The organism is Anaerolineales bacterium (assembly GCA_030583885.1).
Taxonomy (GTDB): Bacteria; Chloroflexota; Anaerolineae; order Anaerolineales; family Villigracilaceae; genus Villigracilis.
Map to the genome: position 1 here is coordinate 3,692,369 of CP129480.1, position 21,689 is coordinate 3,714,057.

General features: G+C 54.7%; 22 protein-coding genes. 14 read left to right on the plus strand and 8 right to left on the minus strand.

Translation table 11 applies throughout. The annotated features are described in order from the left end of the window. Nucleotides 1-123: 123 nt before the first annotated feature. The 6 genes from pepF (at nt 124) to QY332_18505 (ending at nt 6,051) form a co-directional block, all read left to right on the plus strand. Nucleotides 124-1,932, plus strand: coding sequence for an oligoendopeptidase F (gene pepF, locus QY332_18480; protein ID WKZ35601.1), 1,809 nt, complete (start codon nt 124-126; stop codon nt 1,930-1,932). A 93-nt stretch (nt 1,933-2,025) separates the two neighbouring features. Continuing rightward, a complete protein-coding gene (locus QY332_18485; GenBank protein WKZ35602.1) occupies nt 2,026-2,337 on the plus strand; it encodes a metalloregulator ArsR/SmtB family transcription factor in 312 nt (103 codons plus the stop codon). A 304-nt stretch (nt 2,338-2,641) separates the two neighbouring features. Further along, entirely contained in the window at nt 2,642-3,433 is a 792-nt protein-coding gene (gene arsM, locus QY332_18490) for an arsenite methyltransferase (GenBank protein ID WKZ35603.1), read from the plus strand. Nucleotides 3,434-3,608: 175 nt separating this feature from the next. Continuing rightward, a complete protein-coding gene (locus tag QY332_18495) occupies nt 3,609-4,202 on the plus strand; it encodes a TetR/AcrR family transcriptional regulator (GenBank protein WKZ35604.1) in 594 nt (197 codons plus the stop codon). A gap of 3 nt (nt 4,203-4,205) precedes the next feature. Continuing rightward, on the plus strand, nt 4,206-5,177 hold the full coding sequence (locus QY332_18500) for an SDR family oxidoreductase (GenBank protein WKZ35605.1): 972 nt from the start codon (nt 4,206-4,208) through the stop codon (nt 5,175-5,177). Nucleotides 5,178-5,190: 13 nt separating this feature from the next. Next, nucleotides 5,191-6,051 (plus strand): DegV family protein, encoded by an 861-nt coding sequence (locus QY332_18505; protein ID WKZ35606.1) that lies wholly within the window; start codon nt 5,191-5,193, stop codon nt 6,049-6,051. 36 nt (nt 6,052-6,087) lie between these two features. On the opposite strand, the gene QY332_18510 is transcribed toward QY332_18505, so the two are convergent. Continuing rightward, nucleotides 6,088-7,215 carry a M48 family metallopeptidase gene (locus QY332_18510; GenBank protein ID WKZ35607.1) on the minus strand — a complete coding sequence of 376 codons (1,128 nt, stop codon included), beginning with the start codon at nt 7,213-7,215 and terminating at the stop codon, nt 6,088-6,090. Nucleotides 7,216-7,278: 63 nt separating this feature from the next. On the opposite strand from QY332_18510, the gene QY332_18515 reads away from it, so the two are divergent. Next, complete coding sequence (locus tag QY332_18515) at nt 7,279-8,226, plus strand: GNAT family N-acetyltransferase (protein WKZ35608.1); 948 nt, start codon at nt 7,279-7,281, stop codon at nt 8,224-8,226. A 68-nt stretch (nt 8,227-8,294) separates the two neighbouring features. Here QY332_18515 and QY332_18520 read toward each other — a convergent pair whose 3' ends face one another. Next, nucleotides 8,295-8,864: a cysteine hydrolase family protein gene (locus tag QY332_18520; GenBank protein ID WKZ35609.1), complete on the minus strand. Its 570-nt coding sequence runs from the start codon at nt 8,862-8,864 to the stop codon at nt 8,295-8,297. Beyond that, entirely contained in the window at nt 8,865-9,488 is a 624-nt protein-coding gene (locus QY332_18525) for a ribonuclease H family protein (protein ID WKZ35610.1), read from the minus strand. 321 nt (nt 9,489-9,809) lie between these two features. On the opposite strand from QY332_18525, the gene QY332_18530 reads away from it, so the two are divergent. Together QY332_18530 and QY332_18535 are read left to right on the plus strand one after the other, a co-directional pair. Continuing rightward, nucleotides 9,810-10,649, plus strand: a complete 840-nt coding sequence (locus tag QY332_18530) for a sulfurtransferase (GenBank protein ID WKZ35611.1) — start codon at nt 9,810-9,812, stop codon at nt 10,647-10,649. A gap of 47 nt (nt 10,650-10,696) precedes the next feature. Continuing rightward, the gene (locus QY332_18535) at nt 10,697-11,128 is read left to right on the plus strand and encodes a SufE family protein (GenBank protein WKZ35612.1); all 432 of its coding nucleotides are present in this window, start codon (nt 10,697-10,699) and stop codon (nt 11,126-11,128) included. A gap of 49 nt (nt 11,129-11,177) precedes the next feature. On the opposite strand, the gene QY332_18540 is transcribed toward QY332_18535, so the two are convergent. The 5 genes from QY332_18540 to QY332_18560 all read right to left on the minus strand — a co-directional run bounded on the left by QY332_18540 (nt 11,178) and on the right by QY332_18560 (nt 17,306). Then, nucleotides 11,178-11,585 carry a CBS domain-containing protein gene (locus QY332_18540; protein WKZ35613.1) on the minus strand — a complete coding sequence of 136 codons (408 nt, stop codon included), beginning with the start codon at nt 11,583-11,585 and terminating at the stop codon, nt 11,178-11,180. An 83-nt stretch (nt 11,586-11,668) separates the two neighbouring features. After that, nucleotides 11,669-12,586 (minus strand): Gmad2 immunoglobulin-like domain-containing protein, encoded by a 918-nt coding sequence (locus QY332_18545; protein ID WKZ35614.1) that lies wholly within the window; start codon nt 12,584-12,586, stop codon nt 11,669-11,671. After that, nucleotides 12,565-13,764 (minus strand): hypothetical protein, encoded by a 1,200-nt coding sequence (locus tag QY332_18550; GenBank protein WKZ35615.1) that lies wholly within the window; start codon nt 13,762-13,764, stop codon nt 12,565-12,567. Before QY332_18550 ends, QY332_18545 begins: the two co-directional genes overlap by 22 nt. Before the next feature lie 12 nt (nt 13,765-13,776). Continuing rightward, the gene (locus tag QY332_18555; GenBank protein WKZ35616.1) at nt 13,777-14,988 is read right to left on the minus strand and encodes an acetyl-CoA C-acetyltransferase; all 1,212 of its coding nucleotides are present in this window, start codon (nt 14,986-14,988) and stop codon (nt 13,777-13,779) included. A 161-nt stretch (nt 14,989-15,149) separates the two neighbouring features. Then, nucleotides 15,150-17,306, minus strand: a complete 2,157-nt coding sequence (locus tag QY332_18560; GenBank protein WKZ38478.1) for a response regulator — start codon at nt 17,304-17,306, stop codon at nt 15,150-15,152. Between the two features lie 403 nt (nt 17,307-17,709). On the opposite strand from QY332_18560, the gene QY332_18565 reads away from it, so the two are divergent. From QY332_18565 to QY332_18585, 5 genes are all read left to right on the plus strand, one after another. Next, nucleotides 17,710-18,519, plus strand: a complete 810-nt coding sequence (locus tag QY332_18565; protein ID WKZ35617.1) for a CPBP family intramembrane metalloprotease — start codon at nt 17,710-17,712, stop codon at nt 18,517-18,519. A gap of 230 nt (nt 18,520-18,749) precedes the next feature. Continuing rightward, complete coding sequence (locus QY332_18570) at nt 18,750-18,998, plus strand: 4Fe-4S dicluster domain-containing protein (protein WKZ35618.1); 249 nt, start codon at nt 18,750-18,752, stop codon at nt 18,996-18,998. A 70-nt stretch (nt 18,999-19,068) separates the two neighbouring features. After that, nucleotides 19,069-20,181, plus strand: coding sequence for a 3-methyl-2-oxobutanoate dehydrogenase subunit VorB (gene vorB, locus QY332_18575; protein ID WKZ35619.1), 1,113 nt, complete (start codon nt 19,069-19,071; stop codon nt 20,179-20,181). A 7-nt stretch (nt 20,182-20,188) separates the two neighbouring features. Then, entirely contained in the window at nt 20,189-20,959 is a 771-nt protein-coding gene (locus QY332_18580) for a thiamine pyrophosphate-dependent enzyme (GenBank protein ID WKZ35620.1), read from the plus strand. 93 nt (nt 20,960-21,052) lie between these two features. Next, nucleotides 21,053-21,613, plus strand: coding sequence for a 2-oxoacid:acceptor oxidoreductase family protein (locus tag QY332_18585; GenBank protein WKZ35621.1), 561 nt, complete (start codon nt 21,053-21,055; stop codon nt 21,611-21,613). Nucleotides 21,614-21,689: the final 76 nt, after the last annotated feature.

The following is a 21,689-nucleotide window of genomic DNA, read 5'->3' on the forward strand; positions in this document are numbered from 1 at the left end:
CGATTGTCGAAGTGGATGGAAACGTCCATGATCTACAAATGCAGGTCGTTCCCGCCCAACGTACCCCGGGAACCCGGGAGGGAGTATCATTGTGCCTGAAAACCACTTGCAAAGGAACCTCACATGCCGGCACCCCTCCCCCGCTCCAAAGTAAAAAAGAACCAAACCTGGAATTCGGAAAGCGTCTTCTCTTCGGTGGAAGAGTTCGATGCCGCCGTTGCAAGCCTGCTGGACAGTCTTGAGCAGGTAAAGAAATATCAGGGACATCTTGGCGATGGTCCTGATGTGTTCATCGAAGCCATGCAGGTCATGGATGCGCTCGCCCAGCGCGCGATGAAAATCCAAGTGTACGCCACCCTCTCCAGCGCGGTGGACACGGCGGATCAGGCGGGCGCGGCGATGAGCGGCACAGCCATGTCCGCGCTGGCTCAAATGAGAACTGCCGCCTCTTTCGTGGACCCGGAACTGTTGTCCATTGGCGAGGCGAAGTTGAATCAATGGCTGGCGGAAAATGAATTCATGGGCATGTACGGGCATTACATCGCTGACCTGTTCCGCAGGCAGGCGCATGTCCGCAGTGCGGAAGTGGAGGAAGTGATCGGCATGGCGCGCGATTCGTTCATGACGGTCCGCACGACCGCGCACCTGCTCGCCAACGCCGATTTTAAGTTTACGCCCGCGAAGGACGGCAAAGGCAAAAAGGCGGCGCTGACCCAAAGCACCTACGACGCGATCCTCAACACGTCCGACCGCAAGGCGCGCCAGACCGCATTTGAAAATTACACCGATAAATATCTCGAATTCAAGAACACGCTGGGCAGTAATCTCGCCGCCTCCATCAAGCAGAATGTCTTCAACATGAAGGCGCGCAAGTTCAACTCCTCGCTCGAAGCCACGCTCTTCAACGGGGATGTGCCCGTGGAGATGTTCCACAACCTGCTGGATATCTTCAAAAAGAACCTGCCGCTCTGGCACAAGTACTGGCGCATCCGCCGCAAGGCATTGGGCGTGAAAGTTCTGCATCCGTATGACATTTGGGCGCCGCTGACGAAGAAAGCGCCCAGGGTTCCATTCGAAAAAGCCGTGGACTGGATCAGCGACGGCCTGGAGCCGATGGGCGGCGAATACGTGAATGTCATGCGCAAGGGCTGTCTCGAAGAGCGCTGGGTGGATTGGTCGCCCAATGCCGGCAAACGCCAGGGCGCATTCTCGACGCGCGTGCCCGGCGACACGCATCCCTTCATTTTGATGAGCTACACCGATGACGTGGGCAGCATGAGCACGCTCTCGCACGAACTCGGTCACTCGATGCATGCCTATTATTCCAGCCGCGCCCAGCCGATGATCTACTACACCTACCCCTCCATCATCGCCGAGACCGCCTCGAACTTCCACCAGGCCATGACGCGCGCCCATCTGCTCAGGTCCAACCCCGACAAAGCCTTCCAGACCTCCCTGCTCGAAGAGGCAATGGACAACTTCCACCGCTACTTCTTCATCATGCCCACCCTCGCGCGCTTCGAACTGGAAACGCACCAGCGCGTCGAAAAGGGAGGGCCGCTCACCGCCGACGCGATGATCGAGTTGATGGCCGACCTGTTCAGCGAAGGCTACGGCGGCGAAATGAATGTGGACCGTCAGCGGGTCGGCATCACCTGGGCGACCTTCACCACGCACCTTTACATCGACTATTACACGTTCCAATACGCCATCGGCATCTCCGCCGCGAACGCCATCGCCAGGCGCATCCTCGACGGCGTTCCCAATGCCGCGCAGGATCACATCGAATTCCTGAAGGCGGGTTCATCCAAACCGCCGCTGGACGTGTACAAGGTCGCCGGCGTGGATATGACCAGCACCCAGCCCATCGAAGACGCCTTCTCCGTGCTGGAGGAATACGTGGATCGTCTGGGTGTGCTGACAGGCAAATAAGTGCAAAAACTCCGAGGCCTGCAAAACCACGGAGTTTTTTACCCTTGACAAATAGATGTTTGTCTATATAATAACCCATAGAGAGTCATCGATATGAAATTCGACCCCGTCCTGTTCGCCAAAGCCATCTCCGACGAAACCCGTCAGAAGATCATGAACATCTGCTGCTGCAGTTCGCTCCCGGTCAACGAGATCGTCGAGCAGTTGGATGTCTCCCAACCCACGGTTTCGCATCACCTCGCCATTCTGCGCGAGGCGGGGCTGGTCACCGTGCGCGAAGACGGCAAGCAGACCTTCTACAGCCTCAACCAGGAACGGGTCGCCTATTGCTGCGGACAGCTCATGATCAAGTTCGCGCCCGAATCCGTTTCAACTGAAAACCTGTTGAAAACCATCCAGGCCTGAGCGGGATATGTCTTCAGCTGGGATGTATCCCGTTTTTTTGGCAACATCTATAGACAAGCGTCTATTTGAAAGGAGGTGAAAGCCATGAACGAACTACTGGTCGTTAACGATGACTGTTGTGGAGGCGGATGCGAGAGCTCCGATTGCTGCGGCGGTTACAGCGGTTGCTGCTAGTTTTAAGTGAGAAATCTGTTCATCCTGTTCATCGCAGGGTGAACAGATTGAATTTATTGGTGAATCTTTTTACCATTTGCACCATGAAACAACAAGATTGCCCGCAATGACATGCCAAAAGGAGAAACAAATGACCCAATCCCCCATCCACGAGACGGTCCGCGAGCATTACGCCGAGCGGATCAAGAACTCCGCCTCCTGTTGCGGACCGAGTGACTGCTGCTCAACCGAAAGCAAACTCTACCCTGCAGATCTGCTCACCACCCTCCCAAGCGACGTATCCGGCACCAGCTACGGCTGCGGCGACCCGATCACGCTCGCCTCACTGACACCCGGTCAAACCGTGCTCGACCTCGGTTCGGGCGCAGGACTCGATTGTCTGCTGGCCGCCCAAAAAGTCGGTCCCACTGGACGCGTGATCGGCGTGGATATGACCCCCGAGATGATCGAACGCGCCCAAAAGAACGCGCAGCGCGTCGACGCGGCCAACGTCGAATTCCGTCAGGGCTATCTCGAAGACCTGCCCGTTGAAAGTAATACCGTGGATGTCATCATCTCGAACTGTGTCATCAACCTCTCGCCCGATAAGGAAAAGGTGTTCAGCGAAGCCTTCCGCGTGCTGGCGCCCGGCGGCAAGCTGGCAGTCTCCGATATCGTCACCGAGGGTCCACTCCCTGAATCCATCAAGCAAAGTTTGAGCGCATGGGCTGGATGTGTGGCGGGAGCAGTCGAAGCGGAGGAGTACATCCGTATGATGGGGTCCGTTGGCTTTACGAATATTTCCATCACGCCGGTCTTCTTCGACAAGGAAACCGTGGACAGCGCGCTGGATGACATGAAACTGGATGTGAAGGAGTATCCGAGGGAAGCCGTTTACAAAACGGTGTACAGCGCGAAGATCACCGCCCATAAACCTGCGTAAAAACGTCATGCAAAATCAAAACAGGACGGTGCCCGTCCTGTTTTGATTTTAATTATTTGTGATTTCCATCACATTGACAGTGCAATCGTTTGGGGGTAAAAACAAACCGACCAGTCGGTTTTATTTGACATCACCCCCCACCCCTCTCCTGTAGGAGAGGAGAGTTGAGAAGAACATGCAGCATCGCAGTGAAGAGACCCGCTCCCGGATCATCGAGTCGGCCATCAAATTATTTTCCACGTACGGGTTCAATGCCGCGAGCGTGGATGATATTTGCGCCGAGGCGGGCATCAGCAAGGGCGCGTTCTATCATCATTTCGAAAGCAAGCAGGCGCTCTTCCTCGCCCTGCTCGATGGCTGGCTGAAAACCATTGACAATGCCATTGAAGCCTCGAAAGACAAGACCGTCCCCGAAACCTTTACGCAGATCACCGAGGCATTCCCATACATCTTCGCCACCGCTGGCGAAGGCCTGCCGATGTTCCTCGAGTTCTGGCTGCAAGCCAGCCGCGATGAAAAGATCTGGCAGGCAAGCATCGTCCCCTACCGCCGCTATCACAAGCACTTCACCTCCCTCATCAAAAAGGGCGTGGACGAGGGCTCGTTCGTGGAGGTCGATCCGGAATTGACCGCGCGCATGATCGTCTCGATGGCGATGGGGCTGCTGCTGCAAAGCCTGCTCGACCCCAAAGGCGCAGCATGGGATAAGACGGCGCGCGAGATCACGACCATGATGATGGATACACTCCTTCGGAAAAGCGAGGCCTAGGAAATGTGGCTGGTCACCGGCGCAAGCGGGCATGTGGGGAATGTCCTTGTGCGAACACTTTTGGAACGCGGGGAAACGGTTCGGGCGCTGGTCCTGCCGGGCGAAAGCCGCGCATCCATTTCGGGATTAAGCGTCGAGGCGGTGGAGGGGGATGTGCTGGACCTCGATTCGCTGTTCACGTCCATGCGCGGCGTGAAGGGCGTCTTCCATCTGGCCGGCGTTATTTCGATCATGCCGGGTCCTAATCCGATGGTGCGCAAGGTCAACGTGGAGGGGACGAGAAATGTCCTGCGCGCGGCGCTGGAACGCGGGATCAAAATGATCTACACCTCCTCCATTCACGCCGTTCAGCGCGTGGAGGACGGTCCGATCGACGAAAACATCCCCTACGACATGAACAACCCCTACGGCGCATATGACCGTTCGAAGGCGGAGGCGACGCTCGAGGTGTTGAACGCGGCTCAGGCCGGACTGGAAGCCGTGGTGACCTGCCCGACCGGCGTGATCGGCCCCTATGATTTTCAGGGATCGATGATGGGCGCGGTCATCCACGACGCGGCGGCGGCGAAACCGACATTGTATGTCGACGGCGCCTACGATTTCGTGGACGTGCGCGATGTGGCGGACGGTTTGATCTCCGCCGCGGAGAACGGCAGGCGCGGCGAGAGCTATATTCTTTCCGGGCAAAAGATATCGGTGCGTTACCTGCTCGAAACCGTCAGGGAGATCACAGGCAAACCCTTCTTCCAGATGAAGATCCCCTTGGACCTGGCGAAGTTCGCGGCCATGTTCACGCCCTTGTATTATCGCCTTGCACACGCAACGCCGCGTTTCACGCCGTATGCCCTGGAGGTGCTGCAAAGCAATTCGAACATCAGCCATGCCAAGGCGGCAAGAGAACTGGGTTATACACCGCGTTCACTGCACGAATCAATAAGAGACACAGTGAAGTGGTTTTTGGAAAAGAAAAAATAAAAGGAGTCCAAACATGAGAATCGTAACAGACTGCGCAGCGGATATGTCCAACGAGGAACTGAAAAAACTGGGAGTGACACAAGCCCCCCTATTCATTCAATTCCCGGAAGGCGAGGTGAACTCGGCGGATATTTCTGCCGATGATTTCTACAACCGTCTTGAAGCCATGCGCCCCGCCATTCCAACAACCGCCCAGCCCTCGGCCGGGATCTTTGCGGAGTTGTACCGCAAACTGGCTAAGACGGAGAAGAACATCCTGTCCATTCACATTTCATCGGGGCTGAGCGGCACGCTCAACTCGGCACAGGACGGCGGGAGTCTGGTTCAGGATGAGGCAAAGGTCAGTTTCTGGGACACCCTCACCCTCTCCGGCGGCGAGCGCTTTCAGGTAATGGCGGCCGCTCTGGGACATAAGGCGGGCTGGACCATGGATAAGATCAAGGAACGCCTGACTGCCATCCGCGAGAAGACCGAGGTGATCTACACGCTCGACACGCTGGAATACCTGGCGCGCGGCGGGCGCATCGGGCGCGTACAGGCCATGGCGGGCGCGCTGTTGAATCTCAAACCCGTCATCCGCGTGGATACGGACGGCAAGTACAGCACCGTGGCAAAGGGACGCTCCATCGGCAAGGCCATGACCATCCTTACGGAGTATCTGCATGATAAGTATGGAAATACTCCGTTATGGACAACCGTTTTGCACGGGCGTTTCGCCGAAAAAGCGGAGGAGCTCTCGCAGGAATTTCGATCCAAACTCAACGTGGCAAAAATGGAAGTACAGCGCATCTCGCCTGTGCTGGGCGTGCACACAGGGCCGGGCATCGTCGGCGCAGCGGTCCTGCCGATGGCCTTGATGGAAGATCTGGTCTAAAACGAGCAGGTCACGCTTGAGGCGTGACCTGCATTTTTAAGCGGCAAACCTGCCCGCGTTCTCAATCCGCTCCCCCAGCGGCGGATGGGAATGGAACATGAAGACCACCCACTTCTCTGGATCGACCTCCCCGAGGTTTTGATTTGCCAGCCGCGTAAACGCGGAAGCGAACGCTTCATTCTTACCTGTCGCCTGTAACGCGTATTCGTCAGCCTTTCTCTCCCTCCAACGGGATACGGCGTTATCCAGCGGCTGGGTGATGAGACCATAGATACTCAAGATCAACGCAAGGGCTGGGAAGGCGGCGATGTCAGCGGGACCGCTGAAGCCGAAATATCCCACCGCCCAATTCAACGCCACGGATGCGAGATACAGACCCAGTGTGGTGCTGACCGTTCCGAAGGCAATGAACAGCGGGATATCGCGGTTGACGTGATGTCCGAGTTCGTGTGCCAGCACCGTCTCGATCTCATCCGCGTTGAACTCGTTGATAAGCGTATCACCCAGCACGATGCGGCGGGTGTTGCCGATGCCGGTCAACGCGGCATTGGCGGATTTCGTCCGCCTGGACATGTCGAACTTGAACACGCCTTTGACCCTGGTGTTCGCACGTTCTGCAAGCGCAAGCAGGCGGTCTTCCAGATCCTTGTGTTCTTCGCCAAGAGGAACGTACTTGTTGAACAAAGGCATGATCAGGATGGGCGCGAGGTTCGAAAGCAGCACGCTGAAGACCAGCATCCCGCCTGCCGCCCACAGCCACCATAGTCCGCCCGTGGCCCGCAGGGCAAGATAGAGCAATTCGAGCAGGAGAAGTCCCAGCGGCGCGCCGATGGCAAGCCCCTTGAGGCGGTCCACGATCCAATCCTTGAGCGACTGGTTGGATTGACCGAAGCGGTGCGGCAGGACAAATCCGCTGTAGTAGCCGAGCGGCAGGGTGACGAAGGAGAATATCCCGCCGAAGACAATGACAAAGATCGCGACCAGCAGCCAGTCGTCGGCGGCGAATGAGGCGATCCATTCGCGCAGGGCGATGCTCCAGCCGAAGAGAATCCATGCAAGCAGGAAGATCGCGCTGAGGACGGTATCCGCCAGCCACAATCTGCGGCGGATGCGGGCATATTGTTTGGCTTGTGTCTGACGTTCGGGGTCGAGGGTGGTTTGCATGGAAAAATTATAGCATCTGGATTTATAATGTGTTCGTGAAATAATACACGTAATGGATATAAGATGAAATTTACTAAACGCCCCTATCGCAACGAGGAAGATTACTGGCGAACCCGTCAGTTCCTGCGTGACGTGATGCTCGCGAATAAGCTGCGCCAATATAGTTGGCACATCGCCCGCCTTGACTATTGGTGGTGGTTCGCCAACCCAGACCTTGAAAAGTTCGAGCTCGCCCAAGTCATGTTCTTTTGGGAAAATGAAACAGGTGATATTGCCGCCGTTCTACACCCGGAAGGCAAAGGGCAGGCCTATCTGCAAATCCACCCAAAATATCGCACGCCTGAACTCGAAGAGGAAATGATCGTCACGGCGGAAAAGCATCTCAAGCATCCCAACCGGGAAGGCAGGCAAAGAATTCAAATCTTCGCCGACTCAAAAGACATGCTGCGTCATGACATTCTAAGAAAGCGTGGTTTTCAAAAAGTGGAACGTCCGGAAACGAGTGAGGTCATCCATTTCTTTTCACTCGACAACAAAATTCCCGAGGTCAAAGCACCTGAAGGCTGCACCATCCGCTCCCTTGGTCAGGGATTGGAGTTGCTCGAACGCTGTTACGCTTCGGGGCTTGGCTTCCACAATGACGACATCCACACCGCCCGCGAAAATCGCGACGACCCAGGCTGGTATCACCACATCCAAAGCGCGCCGCTTTACCGCCGCGACCTCGACATCGTCGCCGTTACCAGCGATGGTGCCATCGCCGCCTTCTGCACGGTTTGGTTCGACGATGTCACCCGCACCGCGTACTTCGAGCCTGTTGCCACCGTCCCCGCCCACCAACGGCACGGCCTTGGCAAAGCTGTCCTCACCGAAGGGCTGCACCGTCTCAAAAGGATGGGCGCAAAATTAGCCACTGTCGGCGGTTATTCAGATGCGGCAAATGGATTGTATTTCTCCGTCTTCGGGAAGGAGCATGATATTCTTCAACCGTGGGAAAAAGTGGACAGATAAAAAAAGATGAGAGTCACTTTTGAAGTGACTCTCATCGCGCCTCTTTCTCCGCTCGAAGTTGATCCTGTTTAAGCAGCCTTCGCCTGCTCTCCCGCCAACAGCACAAGCACTTCCTCCGATTTCATCACCTGACCATACGATTTCAACGCCGCTACAAACGCCTTGTGGACATGCTCCGCAGGGATGGTTGTGCCATCATATTCCAGGTCACGGGTGGCACAGGCATCTTCGGCGATGATGACTTTGAAGCCAAAATCGGCGGCGGCGCGGGCGGTGGCGTCCACACACATGTGGGTCATCATGCCTGTGATAACGACGCGCTCCACTCCCCAACCCTTGAGCAACTCCAACAAGTTCGTTTCGCGGAAGGAGTTGGGATAATGCTTGTAGACGATGGGCTCTCCTTCGAAATGAGCGACCAAATCGTGTATGTCGGAGCCTTCATCGCCGCGGATGAAGAACTTCGCGTCGGGCTTGAGTGAGATATGCTGAATGTGGACGTGATGCCCGCCATGCTCACGGAAGCACTGCAGGAGCATGTAGGCATTCTTCGCTGCTTCAAGAGGATTCACAAGCGGGAATTTCCCGCCGGGGAAATAGTCCTTTTGGATGTCAATGACGAGCAAGGCAGTCTTCATCTATTTTCTCCCAAAATCGGCGGGGTTTTCGCCCCACAGATCTGTGTTCCACTTCAATATCTTATCTTCAGGAAGTTCGTTCTCCGCCAGCCAATTCTCCGCGCTGCGGATAAGCGCAAACAGAAGCGCGTTTTTGGATGAATGCTTCAGGCGGGTCTTGCACTCACCGTTATACACCCATGAGATGGCATTCTGCGAATCGGAATAGACCGGGACACGCATGTGATGTTTTGCCTGCCATGTGAGCGCGTGGACGATTGCCAGAAATTCCCCGATGTTATTCGTGCCGTTGGGATAGGGACCCGCGCGGAAGATCTCGTCACCTGTTTCCGTGTTCAGGCCGCGATATTCCAGCTTGCCGGGCGAGCCATTGCACGCCGCATCCACGCAAATGGATGGGAGCAGGGGTTGGATGCTTGCCATCCTCCATTTTCCACTGGAGGACGCCCTGCCCTTGTAGTTGTCGTAGTTCGCAAGGTAGGCGGTTTCCGCTTCGGCTGCGCTCCCAAAGGCCTTGTACTGCGCGCCGACAAATCCCTTCACCTGTTTTTCACACTCCGCCCATGATGTGAAGATGCCTGTTTTGCGTCCCTTCCATACCACATAATATTTCTGCTTTGGCATGCGTCAATTTTACATCAAATCATATTTCCATATTCGCCTCCGTTTTTCCAGCCTGTGATGGTTTTTGTCTTGACAAAAACATGTATTCACGTAAAATACGCAAACTCGATATGAAACGAAACAACCATTGCTTGTGTCTGCGGCGGGGATCGTAACCACCGCCCGGGACATTCATCCGCCAAACCGGCAGTCAACGACTTGGGACAGTGGTGCGCCCCCCGCGCTGAAGTATTCATGCGCAGGATGGTTCGCCGTCCTTTTGTTTTTCGTTGACTGTCTTTTATTTTGAAAATATCCTGTTGCGAAAAGGAAACCTTAGCCATGTCGTACGCACGCCCCGAATACCTTGTTGATACCGAATGGGTCGCTCAGCATCTGGAAGACCCAAACGTCCGCATCATTGAATCGGACGAAGACCCGCTGCTCTACCCAATGGGACACATCCCCGGCGCGGTGCAGGTGGACTGGTTCAGCACGCTCCAGCATCCACTGCGCCGTGATTTCCTGACGAAGGAGCAATTCGAAGAAGTTGCCTCCAGGCTTGGCATCACCAACGACACCACCGTCGTTTTCTATGGTGACAAGTCCAATTGGTTTGCCTGCTACGCGCTCTGGCTCTTCCAATACTACGGGCATCAAAACGTCCGTATTATGAACGGCGGACGCACCAAATGGGAGCAGGAGAAACGCCCGCTCGTGAAGGAAGTGCCCACCTATGCCCGAACAACGTACAGCGCGAAAGAAGCGGACAAGTCGATTCGCGCCTTCCGTGATGACGTCTTCAAACATCTGGAAACGAAACAACCATTGGTGGATGTCCGCTCGCCGAAGGAATATTCGGGCGAGTTGACCCACATGCCAAACTATCCGCAGGAAGGTGCGACACGCGGCGGACATATCCCCGGCGCGGTCAGCATTCCCTGGTCGCAGGCGGTCAACGAAGCGGATGCAACGTTCAAGACACCCGAGGAGCTGCGTGCGCTCTACGCAGGGAAAAATGTCAACGCTGACGGAGATGTGATCGCCTATTGCCGCATCGGCGAACGTTCTTCGTTGACGTGGTTCGTGTTGAAGTATCTGCTGGGATATGAAAAGGTCCGGAACTATGATGGTTCGTGGACCGAGTGGGGCAACCTGGTGGATGCGCCGATCGAAAAATAAAAACCGTTGGGACACAGCGCTGCTGTGTCCCAACCCAAATATAAATTATGACCCTGCCTGCCAAACTTCAAGAGATCGTGGATGACTTCGCGAACATGCCCCGCGAAGAAAAGATCGAAACGCTGATCGGATACGCCGAGTCGTTCCCCGAATTGCCCGAACGGTTCAAGGATGAACGTTCCAAAATGGAACCGATCCCCGAATGCATGACGCCCGTGTATCTATTCGTTGAAAAGCAGGATGACGGCAGCATGCTATTCCACTTTGACATTCCCCCGCAATCTCCCACCGTGCGCGGACTCGCCGCAATCCTTGCCGCGGGACTGAACGGCTGCAAACCTGAAGAAATCATCGCCATCCCCGCAGATTTCTATGCACCGATGAATCTGGAGGAAGCCATCTCCGGTCAGCGGCTAAATGGGTTTCGCGGCGTACTGGCACACATGAAACAGTCGGCAGTGAATGCAATGAGCGGATAGGACCATAAACGAAGGGAGACAGGGCGCCTGTCTCCCTTTCATTTTCCGCTTACTTCTCCCCTGCCCAGCCCTGTTCTTCCACTGACATAAAAATATCCGTCGCGGAGATCATGCCGATCAACGTGCCATTTTCATCTGTGATCGGCAGGTGGTGGAACTTATGCTCTTGCATGATCTTCGAACATTCCATCAAGGTCCAATCGGCACGTCCGGTGATGATGGGACCGGACATGATCTCGCGTACGGTGGTCTCGGCAGGGTTGCGCTCCACCGCGACGATCTTGTCGCGAATATCGGTGGTGGTGACAATCCCGTACTCGCGCTTCTGCACGCTGATGGTTACGATCACGCTGTTTATCTTGCGTCGGCGCATGAGCGTGGCGGCATACGAGACGCTTGAATCTGGGTCAACGACGACAATAGGGCTGGACATCCAATCACGGACCAGGTGCGGCATAAAACTCTCCTCTCGGGCTTTTGTCATTGCGATGGGATTGCTTCATCCTTGCACGGCGCGCCACTCCTCGCAATGACGGAATACTATTTGACGGATAATTTTACAACATCCAGCGCGAGCAGCGAACCATCCGCGGCGCTTTGATCCTGGATTTCAAGATAAATGATCGTACCGGCGGGAATCCCTGCAAGCGGAATGGTTTCGTCAAATGTACCGGGCGCACCGAAATCCGGCGCGGCGACCATGACAGGCCCAGCCGCGTATTGATTGCCATTTTCATCATAGATAAACCAGGATAGGTTATTCTCGAACGGTGCAATGCTGACCGAGCCGATCACCGCCAGACTGCCTGTCGCTTCTGTGCCATTTGCGGGGGATGTGATTTCAATGATACGGCGCGTACCGTTGGGGGCATCGGTCGTGAAATTGACCAGCCGCAGTTTATTCTTCACCAGCGCATAGCGGCGCGTGGTCGGGAGCGTGGGACAGCAGCCACCGTCTTCAAAGCCATGCACAACGGCATCAATGAACACTTCGTCATTTTCCACGGCAATGCTGTTGATCATTGGACGGTCATCGATCAAAGTGGAGTGTAAAAATACGGGTTCACCGGCCACATTGGCATAAACCGCAAGCACGCCAAAGTTGCCCGTGCCGCCATAGTTTTCCAAAAAGATCACGGCGGCATCCTCAAGGCCGTCGCCAGTGAGATCACCGAAGGCAACGAATTGCGTCAGTGCAATGTAGGCAAAATCCATGTCGGTCGCATCGGCACCGCGTTGAAATTTTCCGTCCAGCATTTCCACCACGCGTCCATCCTCGGGGATAAGCAGGGGATATTGCACGTTCTTGATCTGCTCAAGGGTGAGTCCCTGCGGCGCAGGAACCGTCGCTTCAACGGGGGCAGGCGTCGGCGGGTCCGAAGCGGGGAAAGCGACTCCACATGCAAGCGTTGCAAGGGTCAAGGCCCATAAAAGTTTTAAGGGATGATTGGGTACCACGTCAAACCTCCATCGATTGTTTTATAAAGCGTGCGGTTGTTTATCAGATCGGTCGTCACAACCCATCCGGTGGAGGAATTCGCGAAACTCATGTCGGTGACGAGTTCACCGAATGCAATGTCCGGTGGGATGATACTGAACGTACTGCCCGCATCCTTTGTGACGTAAAACCGGTCGTCGGAATAAAAGATGATTTCCTGCGCTGACAGAATCTCCAGCCTCCCCGCGCCCGGAAGGGTCACGGGGGCAAGCGACCAGGTATCGCCGCCATCGTTCGTTGCATAAAAGATGGTCTGCATTTTTACAGACGACATGCGGATGGCGAGGAACCCTTGTGTCGGTGAGACAAATACCAGTTCTTCGATGGAGAGTTCGCTTGCCTGCGCTTCGCCCGGAAGAGCCAGGCTTATTTTGAACCATGTTTCCCCCGCGTCATCTGTGCGGAACAGGTAGACGCTGCCGGAAGAATAGATTACGCCGCCGACCCAGGCAGTTTGCATATTGAGCGGCACGAGCATTCCCTTAAGCCCGCCCAACGGAAGCGTCTCACCCGCGCCCTTCAGGTTAGGGTCGTTCGTATATACCTGATCCCATGTTTCGCCGCCATCGTTCGTTTGAAAGATGGAGACAGCCATCGAGCCGGCCCCCACGCCCAGACCCGCCATCATCCAGCCGTTGTTTGTATCCACAAATTCCATATCGCCGTCGCTGAACGGCGTGGCAAATGCCTCCCAAGTAATGCCGCCGTCCGATGTTCGGTATAAAGTACCGCCGCGCGGATAATGATCCGGGTCAACGGCCTGTACCCATGCGTGAGAGACGTCCAGGAATTCGGTTGTTACAGAATAACCAACCTCACTCATACCTGGCGGCGTGACGTGGTACCACGTCACGCCGCCGTCATTGGTACGGATAAGGTTCTGCTCGGTCGTGCCCCAGCCATAAATTTCGTCCACCATTTCGATATTGATGATGGATGGCGCGTCCACAAGCGGCGCATTGATCTCATCCGGCAGGGGTGTATTTTCGGGCGCAGGAATGGATTGCGGCGCGGCTTGAGAAGCTGTCAGGGTCTGGGTTGCGGCAGGCTCATGGGCATCCGTCAATACCAGCTGTTCTATGGGCGCACAGGCGGCGATGAGAAGTGCAATCAACAAGGAAAAAAGAACTCGATTCATAATGCTCATGACTTAACCTGTATATTCAATAATTGTCGCTTCGCCCTGGCCCACCCCCACGCACAGAGTCGCGACACCATATTTGACATTTCCACGATCATTCATTTCATGCACGAGCGTGGTCATCAAACGCGCGCCCGAACAGCCGAGTGGATGCCCGATGGCGATGGCACCGCCGTTGACGTTGACAATCTCAGGGTCAAGTTCCAAATCTTCCATCACCGACAATGCCTGCACGGCAAAGGCTTCGTTGATCTCGATCAAGCCGATGTCACCCATCTTCAATCCAGCTCGTTTCAGTGCCTTCCTCGTCGCAGGAATGGGACCATATCCCATCACGCGCGGCGGCACGCCCGCCGAGGCGGATGCGATGATCCTCGCCAGCGGTTTGAGGTTCAGGGCTTTGGCGCGTTCCTCGCTCATCATCAAAAGTGCGGCGGCTCCGTCATTTAATCCAGACGAATTACCAGCGGTGACGGTTCCCCCATCCTTTTTGAAGGCGGGTCTCAATTTGGAAAGGCTGTCCATCGTCGTATCGCGGCGTGGACGTTCGTCCGTATCCACGATCTTCGGGTCGCCTTTTTTCTGCGGAATGGAAAGGGGCATGATCTCCCGCGTAAAACGTCCGGAGTCGATTGCGGCGACGGCGCGTTGATGACTACGCACAGCGAATTCATCCTGCTTCCCGCGCGTGATGTGCGGACGCTCGGCTGCAATATTCTCAGCAGTCTCACCCATCGAATCTGTGCCGTACATTTCCTTCATTGCAGGATTTGGATATCGCCAGCCGAGCGATGTGTCATAGGCAGTGAGATTACCAAAGGAAAAACCGGCTTCCGCCTTTGGAAGTGAGTAGGGTGCGCGGCTCATCGATTCGACTCCGCCTGCGATGTACACGTCTCCCTCCCCTGCCTTGATGGCCCGCGCCGCCATGTTGACAGCGTTCAAGCCTGAAGCACACAGCCTATTCACAGTGACGCCCCCCACCTCCACGGGCAGACCCGCCAACAGGGCAGCCATGCGCGCCACGTCGCGGTTATCTTCGCCCGCCTGATTCGCACATCCCATGAAAACTTCCTCGATGAGCGCAGGGTCAATTTGATTGCGTTCGAGAATGGTTTTGATGACATGCGCCGCCATGTCATCTGGGCGCACAGACGAGAGAACCCCGCCCAAGGCCCCGATCGGCGTTCGGATGGCATCAATGATTACAGGTGTGGACATAAAGACTCCATTTATTTAATATGGCCCGGTGATTAAGGCGATTCTACCACCGCAAAGAAAAACGGCTACGCAACCAACCGCCGCGTTGTATTATTTTACACGCGGCGTAACACGCCATTCCCGTTCATGCAGAATTTCCTTTATCTGCGCCACCCTTGAGATCAGGTTTTTGAATTCGGAATATACCAGCGAGGTGACAACAAAGTAAAAAAAAAGAACCAGCTCTTATGCTTTTTTATTTCAGGCACACTGACGAGATATGAAAATACGGCCTGTCCGGGACCAACACTTAAGGTAAAGAGCGTGGTCAGCACAAAAATGGGAATGAGCCAGTCCAGTTTATCCAAACCGCCGTATTTCACGACCCAATAGGCAACCAGCGGGAAGATTTGAATGGAAATCCATGGGTAAAATTCACGCCACGCCAAAAGCCAGAAAAAACCAATTTTTTGACGAAGTGAAAATCTTCTTGAACGAATGGCTTTCCAAAAATGCCTGATGGAAACCTGGTGCCAGCCTTGCGCCCAGCGCATGCGTTGATTCCAAAGCGCGGAGAGAGTGGCGGGCGCCAGCTCGCGGGAAAGTAGTTGCGGGTCGGATAAAATTCGCGCCCCTTTTTCGATGACCCGGATGGATGAATCGATATCTTCGGTAAGCATAAAACTGCGCATACGCGTCTCCCGCAAAAGATCGGTGCGCCAGTATCCATTTGAACCGCCAAAGATTCCAAACTGATACAGTCTCATGCGGCCGGGATGGCTGCTGCCATAAATGAGTTCGAATTCAATCGCAACGGTCTGAGAGATCCGACTGATGCCACCATTTCGCACGACACAATGACCCTGAACGACACCGAATCCCTGAGCCAGCCAGCGCCATGCGCGGGTAAAACTTTCCCGCATGGGATGATGGTCCGCGTCGAAAACACCAACGAATTCGCCGCGCACTTCGGCAAGTGCAGCGTTCACATTCTGTGCCTTTGAAGTCGAATTTTGGATCCGCAACGGAGTAAAACGCGGGTCACGACGGGCAATCTCCCGCAATGTGGATTCGACGGGCAGATCGGCTGGCGTGTTATACGCCAATATGATTTGAAAATCGGCGGGATACTCAATGCGGAGAAATGCTTCAACGGTCTCAACGACCGTCAAGGCTTCATTGGGCAAATACGCCGCAATGATCGCACTCGCGGGCGGATATGGGATTTTAGGCTCATCAGAAGGATTGGTCTTTTTTAAGGATAAAAAACCTTCGACCCAGATCAAAAGAGCAGTAAGGGACAGGGAAACAACGATAATGATATAGACGGCCTGGCTGATGTCACATCCGATGGAATCAAACCAGGTATAGATAAAATAGGGGACGACCATCCCGATCATGACGGTCAAGGCGATCTGCCACGGTAGATTTAATTGGCTTTGCAAATATCGAAGTCGACTCCGCCAGGTGATTTGGTGCGCGGCTGGTCTTGCTTTTGATTTTTCCGCCATTTCAAGCGTATAGCGTTTGGGGTAAAGATCAATATGGGATGCGGCAACCTCAAGCGCGGAAAGGGCATGATCCTTCAATTCCTTAACCGTCTGTCCATCGGCGAATGTGGAGAAACCAAAGGCAGGCGTGAGACGCAAATGTTCACCAGCCGCGATAAAGTCATGTCGAACGATCCGTTGTGAGAGCGCTTCAAGATGTTTTTGTGCGGCTTTAGGGGAGGTTTCAGGCAAAAGAATGCAAAAATTTGATGCGCCGCTCCTTCCAACAAGATCCAACGAACGCAAATCAACAGTCAGCAGGCTGGCAAGTTGTTTCGCAACCTGCACTTCGGCATGGGGTCCGACCTTTTCCCTGAGGCTGCCCCACTCCACCAGCGACAAATAAACAAGACACCCATCCACACCGCTTCGTTTTGAGCGCTGAAATTCACGATCCAGTTCATCCTGAAACAAACGCTCCGTAAGTAAACCCGTTTGACGGTCACGGGGCAGGAGGTCGCTTGGGACAGGCGGCCGTTCGAGTTTCGAACGAACACGTGCAAGCAATTCAGACATGACAAAGGGTTTCACCAGATAATCATCCGCCCCAAGCTGCATCCCCTCAATAATGTTCGCAGTGGTTGCTTTTGCCGTCACCAGAATCAGCGGAATCGAACGGGTGGAATCGTGGGAGCGTAAATTATCCAACAAGCTGATTCCGTCCATATCGGGCATCATAATATCGGAAATGATCAGGTCCGGGAAATATTCCGAGATACGCGTCAATGCTTCATGCCCGTTGGACGCTACGGTGACTTGATAACCGGAGCGGCTTAACATCGTGACAATGATTTTTGCATAGACGCATCGTCTTCGACAACAAGAATGTTATAAGGTTGCATCATGTCCGACTCCTTTTGATGATCATCCATCTTTCAGCCTGCCGCACAAGAGGGAATGCAATAATGAAAGTTATCCTTACAGCGGATCTATTCTCCACCCAAATACACCAGACAAGCCGGCAACGCCATCATATCAGTAGAGCCTACAAATAAGAGAAGAACACCAAACGCCATGACCGGCATGCAGACGACGGTCATGATTACCACATCCATCCTGGAATCCAGCGGATGCAACCATATCGATTCTACCACCCACAAAACGAACAACGACGGGATCTTTACGAATTGGTAATAAAGCGCATCCTGATATGTTATCATGTTCCGCGATCAGCAAATTTAACCGGAGGAACATGAACCATAGTATTCGCAATCTGATAATCTTCATCATGGTTGTCATCCTGTGCGGCTGGATCGGGGTGTGGCTCAACACCCAGATCCCCAGCCCAAGCCCGCAGGAAAGTCTGGGGCTGCTGATTTTTATTCTCGCACCCCTGCTCACGGTGTTCCTTTTGCGCGGATTTGGCGGAGACGGCTGGGCGGATTTCGGTCTGCGCCTCAACCTTAAAGGGAATTGGGGATGGTACGCCCTTGCAGTTTTGATCTACCCCGTCACGATCATCCTGACCTTCAGCCTGTCCCTGCTATCCGGAGCATCCATTCCCGAACGCTCCCTTTCCGACCTGCTCCCGATCTTTCTCTTCGGTATCGCAGCCTCCCTGGTCAAAAATATTGGCGAGGAATTCGCCTGGCGCGGATATCTGACTCCGCGCTTCAAAGCCATCGGCCTGAGCGATTTTAACAACCACATGCTTACGGGTTTGATTTGGGGAGTGTGGCACATCCCCTACTGGATTTTTCTCCTGGGCAGCGACATTATTGGAAGTTACACATCCATTGGCATGACCGGTTTCATTGTTCTTGGGCTGGTTGGGATATTTCCGACCGCACTTGTGCTTGGGGAACTGCGCCTCAAAACCGATTCGCTCTGGCCCTCGTTTATCGCACACAATATCACCAATGCCCTCAGTGCACCTTTGATCCTCGAAGGTTTCATCAAATTCAAGCCCGGCATGGAATTCATCTTCTCCCCCAACACGGATGGTGTCATTATGATCGCCCTGTTCTGGGCGATTGGCTTGTGGATGCTAAGAAGAAATTAGCCTCATTCGAGCAAAAAAGTGATGGTCATCTTTTCATGAAAATACCCGTCACTTTTTTGAATTTTCCTCACATTTTCAGTGCTGATTCCAGCCCCAAAAGGGATGACCTTTGTAAGCATCTGCATGTGACGCTTGGCACTATTCGCTCGTGTATAAAGAAGACATAATCAGGGTGGCGGTAAATTTCGCCTAATAATGTCAAACTTCTCGAATAAGTAAAAGGAGCCTCAATGGCAGCAAAAGGCTGGATCGAAGTCAGCGACACCTACTGCAAAGGATGTGAACTCTGCCTCAGCGCCTGTCCGCAGGGCGTGATGGAACTGGATATGTCACGTCTCACCCCGAAGGGCTACCACCCCGCGCACACGTTCAAGGACGGTTGCACGGGGTGTGCCATCTGTGCCGTGGTCTGCCCGGATGCAGCGATCACGGTCTACCGTGAAATGACCAAAGCCGCACCTGTACCTGCAACCGCATAATTTCCGCAGGGCACGACAAAGTGCCACATAGAAGTATGGCGTGCCCCTGCCCCATTATGGAGATAAAAGAATGCCAAAAGAATTATGGAAAGGCAATGAAGCCATTGCGGAAGCCGCCGTCCGAGCGGGGCTGGAGGCGTATTTCGGCTACCCCATCACCCCGCAGACAGAGGTGCTCGAATATCTCTCGCGCCGAATGCCGGAACTCGGCCGTGCCTTCGTACAGGCCGAGTCTGAATTGGGCGCGATCAACATGGTGTATGGCGCGGCATGCACGGGCGTGCGCGTGATGTCCTCCTCCTCCTCACCGGGCGTGAGCCTGATGATGGAGGGATTGTCCTACATTGCCGGCACGGAGATCCCCGCCGTTTTAGTGAACGTCATGCGCGGCGGACCGGGTCTTGGCAATATTGCCCCCTCGCAGGGAGATTACTATCAGGCCGTGCGCGGCGGCGGACATGGCGATTATCCACGCATCGTGCTTGCACCCGCCTCTGTGCAGGAAGCGATCGACCTGACTGCATTGTCCTTTGATCTTGCAGAAAAATATCGCATGATCACCATGGTCATTCTCGACGGCTCTGTCGGTCAGATGATGGAGCCCGCCATAATGCCTGCCATGCAGGAGGTCAAACGCAAGGACTTCGAGTGGGCAACAAATGGCGCAATGAACCGCGAACGAAGAATCCTCTCTTCGATCTATCTCAATCCACTGGATGAAGAGAAGACCAACCTGCGCCTGCTCACCCGCTGGCAGGAAGTGCAAGCGAACGAAGTACGTTACAAGGAATATTTCCTTGAAGATGCAAAATATATTGTGGTCGGCTTTGGCACGGCAGGACGCGTGGCACTTTCGGCAGTCCGCGAGGCGCGTGCACAGGGCATCAAGGTCGGGCTCTTAAGGCCGGTCACCGTCAGCCCGTTTCCACATCAAGTGCTGGACCAACTCACAGGTCAGGCGGAGGCGTTCCTTGTCACCGAGATGAACATGGGACAGATGCTGGATGACGTCATGCTGAACGTGCGCGGACGGGTGCCCGTCGAATTTTATGGACGTCCCGGCGGCGTGGTCCCGTTCCACGATGAAATCATCGATGAGATCAAACGCCTCGCGGCTGGACCTGTGCAAACTCACTCTGACCCAAGGGTTTCCTGGCTGACGCGGATGACCGCCCAGGCTTAATGAGGTAATGATGACTGCAAACAATCTTGTGTACGAACGACCCGAAGCATTTACCGACATGCCCACGCACTATTGCCCGGGCTGTACGCACGGCGTGGCGCACAGGCTCGTGGCGGAGGTGCTGGAGGAAATGGGCTTGATCCATAAGACCATCGGCGTTGCACCGGTGGGATGCGCAGTGTTCGCCTACAATTATTTCAATACCGATTTCGTCGAAGCACCGCACGGACGCGCGCCGGCGATGGCAACCGGCATCAAACGAGTTTTGCCCGACCGCGTGGTGTTTACCTATCAGGGCGACGGCGACCTGGCCTCGATCGGCATGGGCGAAATTGTCCACGCCGCCGCGCGAGGCGAAAACCTGACCGTGATCTTCATCAACAACGCCAACTTTGGTATGACCGGCGGACAGATGGCTCCAACCACCCTGCCCGGCATGAAGACCTCGTCATCGCAAAGTGGACGCGATGTGGAAACCCAAGGCTATCCGATCAAGGTAGCCGAGATGCTTTCCACGCTCGAAGGCGTGGGCTATTGTGTGCGCCGCTCGTTACATGACCCAAAGAACATCCGCCTCGCGAAGAAAGCCATTCGGATGGCGTTTGAAACGCAGGTACGCGGACTGGGCTTCTCGATGGTCGAACTGCTCTCCACCTGCCCGACCAACTGGGGCATGACACCCGTCAATTCGTTGAAGTTCGTGGAAGAGCACATGATCCCCGCGTACCCACTGGGCGATCACAAGATCAGCGAAGCGATCAAGCAGATCAAAGTGTAATGTCATTACGAGGGCGTTTGCCCGAAGCAATCTCCCGTTCAATAAGATGATTGCTTCGTCACCCCGCTCCTCGCAACGACATGGAGAATAACTATGCAAAAGGAAATCATCATCGCAGGGTTTGGCGGACAGGGCGTCCTCTTCGGCGGGCAGGTCCTGGCATACGCGGCCATGGACACCGGCAAGGAAGTGACCTGGATTCCATCCTATGGACCCGAAATGCGCGGCGGTACGGCGAACTGCACGGTGGTCATTGCAGACCAGGAAATCGGCTCGCCGCTGGTCAAGAATCCGCCGCTGGCAGTTGCCTTGAACCTGCCGTCATTTGACAAATACGAAGCCGTGCTCGCCCCGGGCGGCACGCTCATCGTCAACCAGTCCATGGTGGACCGCCCCGCGAAACGCGACGACATCCATGTCATCATGGTCCCATGCAATGAGATCGCCGAAGAGATCGGTGACAAGAAATTGATGAACATGGTGGCGGTCGGGGCACTGCTCACTGCGTTGCCTGAGATCAAGATCGAAGACGTGGAGAAGGCGCTGGAAGGTCACCTGCCGGCCCGTCACAAACATTTGCTTCCGAAAAACTACGAAGCTCTAAAAAAAGGTCATGAGCGCGCGCAGAAAGAGTGGGACAAAGTTCCTGCGTAGCGAGTAAAAGTAACAAAAAGCCCGCTTCTATACGAAAGCGGGCTTTTTGTTACGGAGTCGCATTGATTGTCCGCAA

Excerpts from the sequence above, each read along its gene's own strand:
- QY332_18520 (WKZ35609.1), bottom strand. The coding sequence starts at position 8,864 with ATGAAGACTGCCTTGCTCGTCATTGACATCCAAAAGGACTATTTCCCC.
- QY332_18555 (WKZ35616.1), bottom strand. The coding sequence starts at position 14,988 with ATGTCCACACCTGTAATCATTGATGCCATCCGAACGCCGATCGGGGCC.
- QY332_18535 (WKZ35612.1), top strand. The coding sequence starts at position 10,697 with ATGACCCTGCCTGCCAAACTTCAAGAGATCGTGGATGACTTCGCGAAC.
- QY332_18585 (WKZ35621.1), top strand. The coding sequence starts at position 21,053 with ATGCAAAAGGAAATCATCATCGCAGGGTTTGGCGGACAGGGCGTCCTC.
- QY332_18530 (WKZ35611.1), top strand. The coding sequence starts at position 9,810 with ATGTCGTACGCACGCCCCGAATACCTTGTTGATACCGAATGGGTCGCT.
- pepF (WKZ35601.1), top strand. The coding sequence starts at position 124 with ATGCCGGCACCCCTCCCCCGCTCCAAAGTAAAAAAGAACCAAACCTGG.
- QY332_18485 (WKZ35602.1), top strand. The coding sequence starts at position 2,026 with ATGAAATTCGACCCCGTCCTGTTCGCCAAAGCCATCTCCGACGAAACC.
- QY332_18495 (WKZ35604.1), top strand. The coding sequence starts at position 3,609 with ATGCAGCATCGCAGTGAAGAGACCCGCTCCCGGATCATCGAGTCGGCC.
- QY332_18500 (WKZ35605.1), top strand. The coding sequence starts at position 4,206 with ATGTGGCTGGTCACCGGCGCAAGCGGGCATGTGGGGAATGTCCTTGTG.
- QY332_18565 (WKZ35617.1), top strand. The coding sequence starts at position 17,710 with ATGAACCATAGTATTCGCAATCTGATAATCTTCATCATGGTTGTCATC.
- QY332_18510 (WKZ35607.1), bottom strand. The coding sequence starts at position 7,215 with ATGCAAACCACCCTCGACCCCGAACGTCAGACACAAGCCAAACAATAT.
- QY332_18515 (WKZ35608.1), top strand. The coding sequence starts at position 7,279 with ATGAAATTTACTAAACGCCCCTATCGCAACGAGGAAGATTACTGGCGA.
- QY332_18570 (WKZ35618.1), top strand. The coding sequence starts at position 18,750 with ATGGCAGCAAAAGGCTGGATCGAAGTCAGCGACACCTACTGCAAAGGA.
- QY332_18505 (WKZ35606.1), top strand. The coding sequence starts at position 5,191 with ATGAGAATCGTAACAGACTGCGCAGCGGATATGTCCAACGAGGAACTG.
- QY332_18525 (WKZ35610.1), bottom strand. The coding sequence starts at position 9,488 with ATGCCAAAGCAGAAATATTATGTGGTATGGAAGGGACGCAAAACAGGC.
- QY332_18580 (WKZ35620.1), top strand. The coding sequence starts at position 20,189 with ATGATGACTGCAAACAATCTTGTGTACGAACGACCCGAAGCATTTACC.
- QY332_18540 (WKZ35613.1), bottom strand. The coding sequence starts at position 11,585 with ATGCCGCACCTGGTCCGTGATTGGATGTCCAGCCCTATTGTCGTCGTT.
- QY332_18550 (WKZ35615.1), bottom strand. The coding sequence starts at position 13,764 with ATGAATCGAGTTCTTTTTTCCTTGTTGATTGCACTTCTCATCGCCGCC.
- vorB (WKZ35619.1), top strand. The coding sequence starts at position 19,069 with ATGCCAAAAGAATTATGGAAAGGCAATGAAGCCATTGCGGAAGCCGCC.
- arsM (WKZ35603.1), top strand. The coding sequence starts at position 2,642 with ATGACCCAATCCCCCATCCACGAGACGGTCCGCGAGCATTACGCCGAG.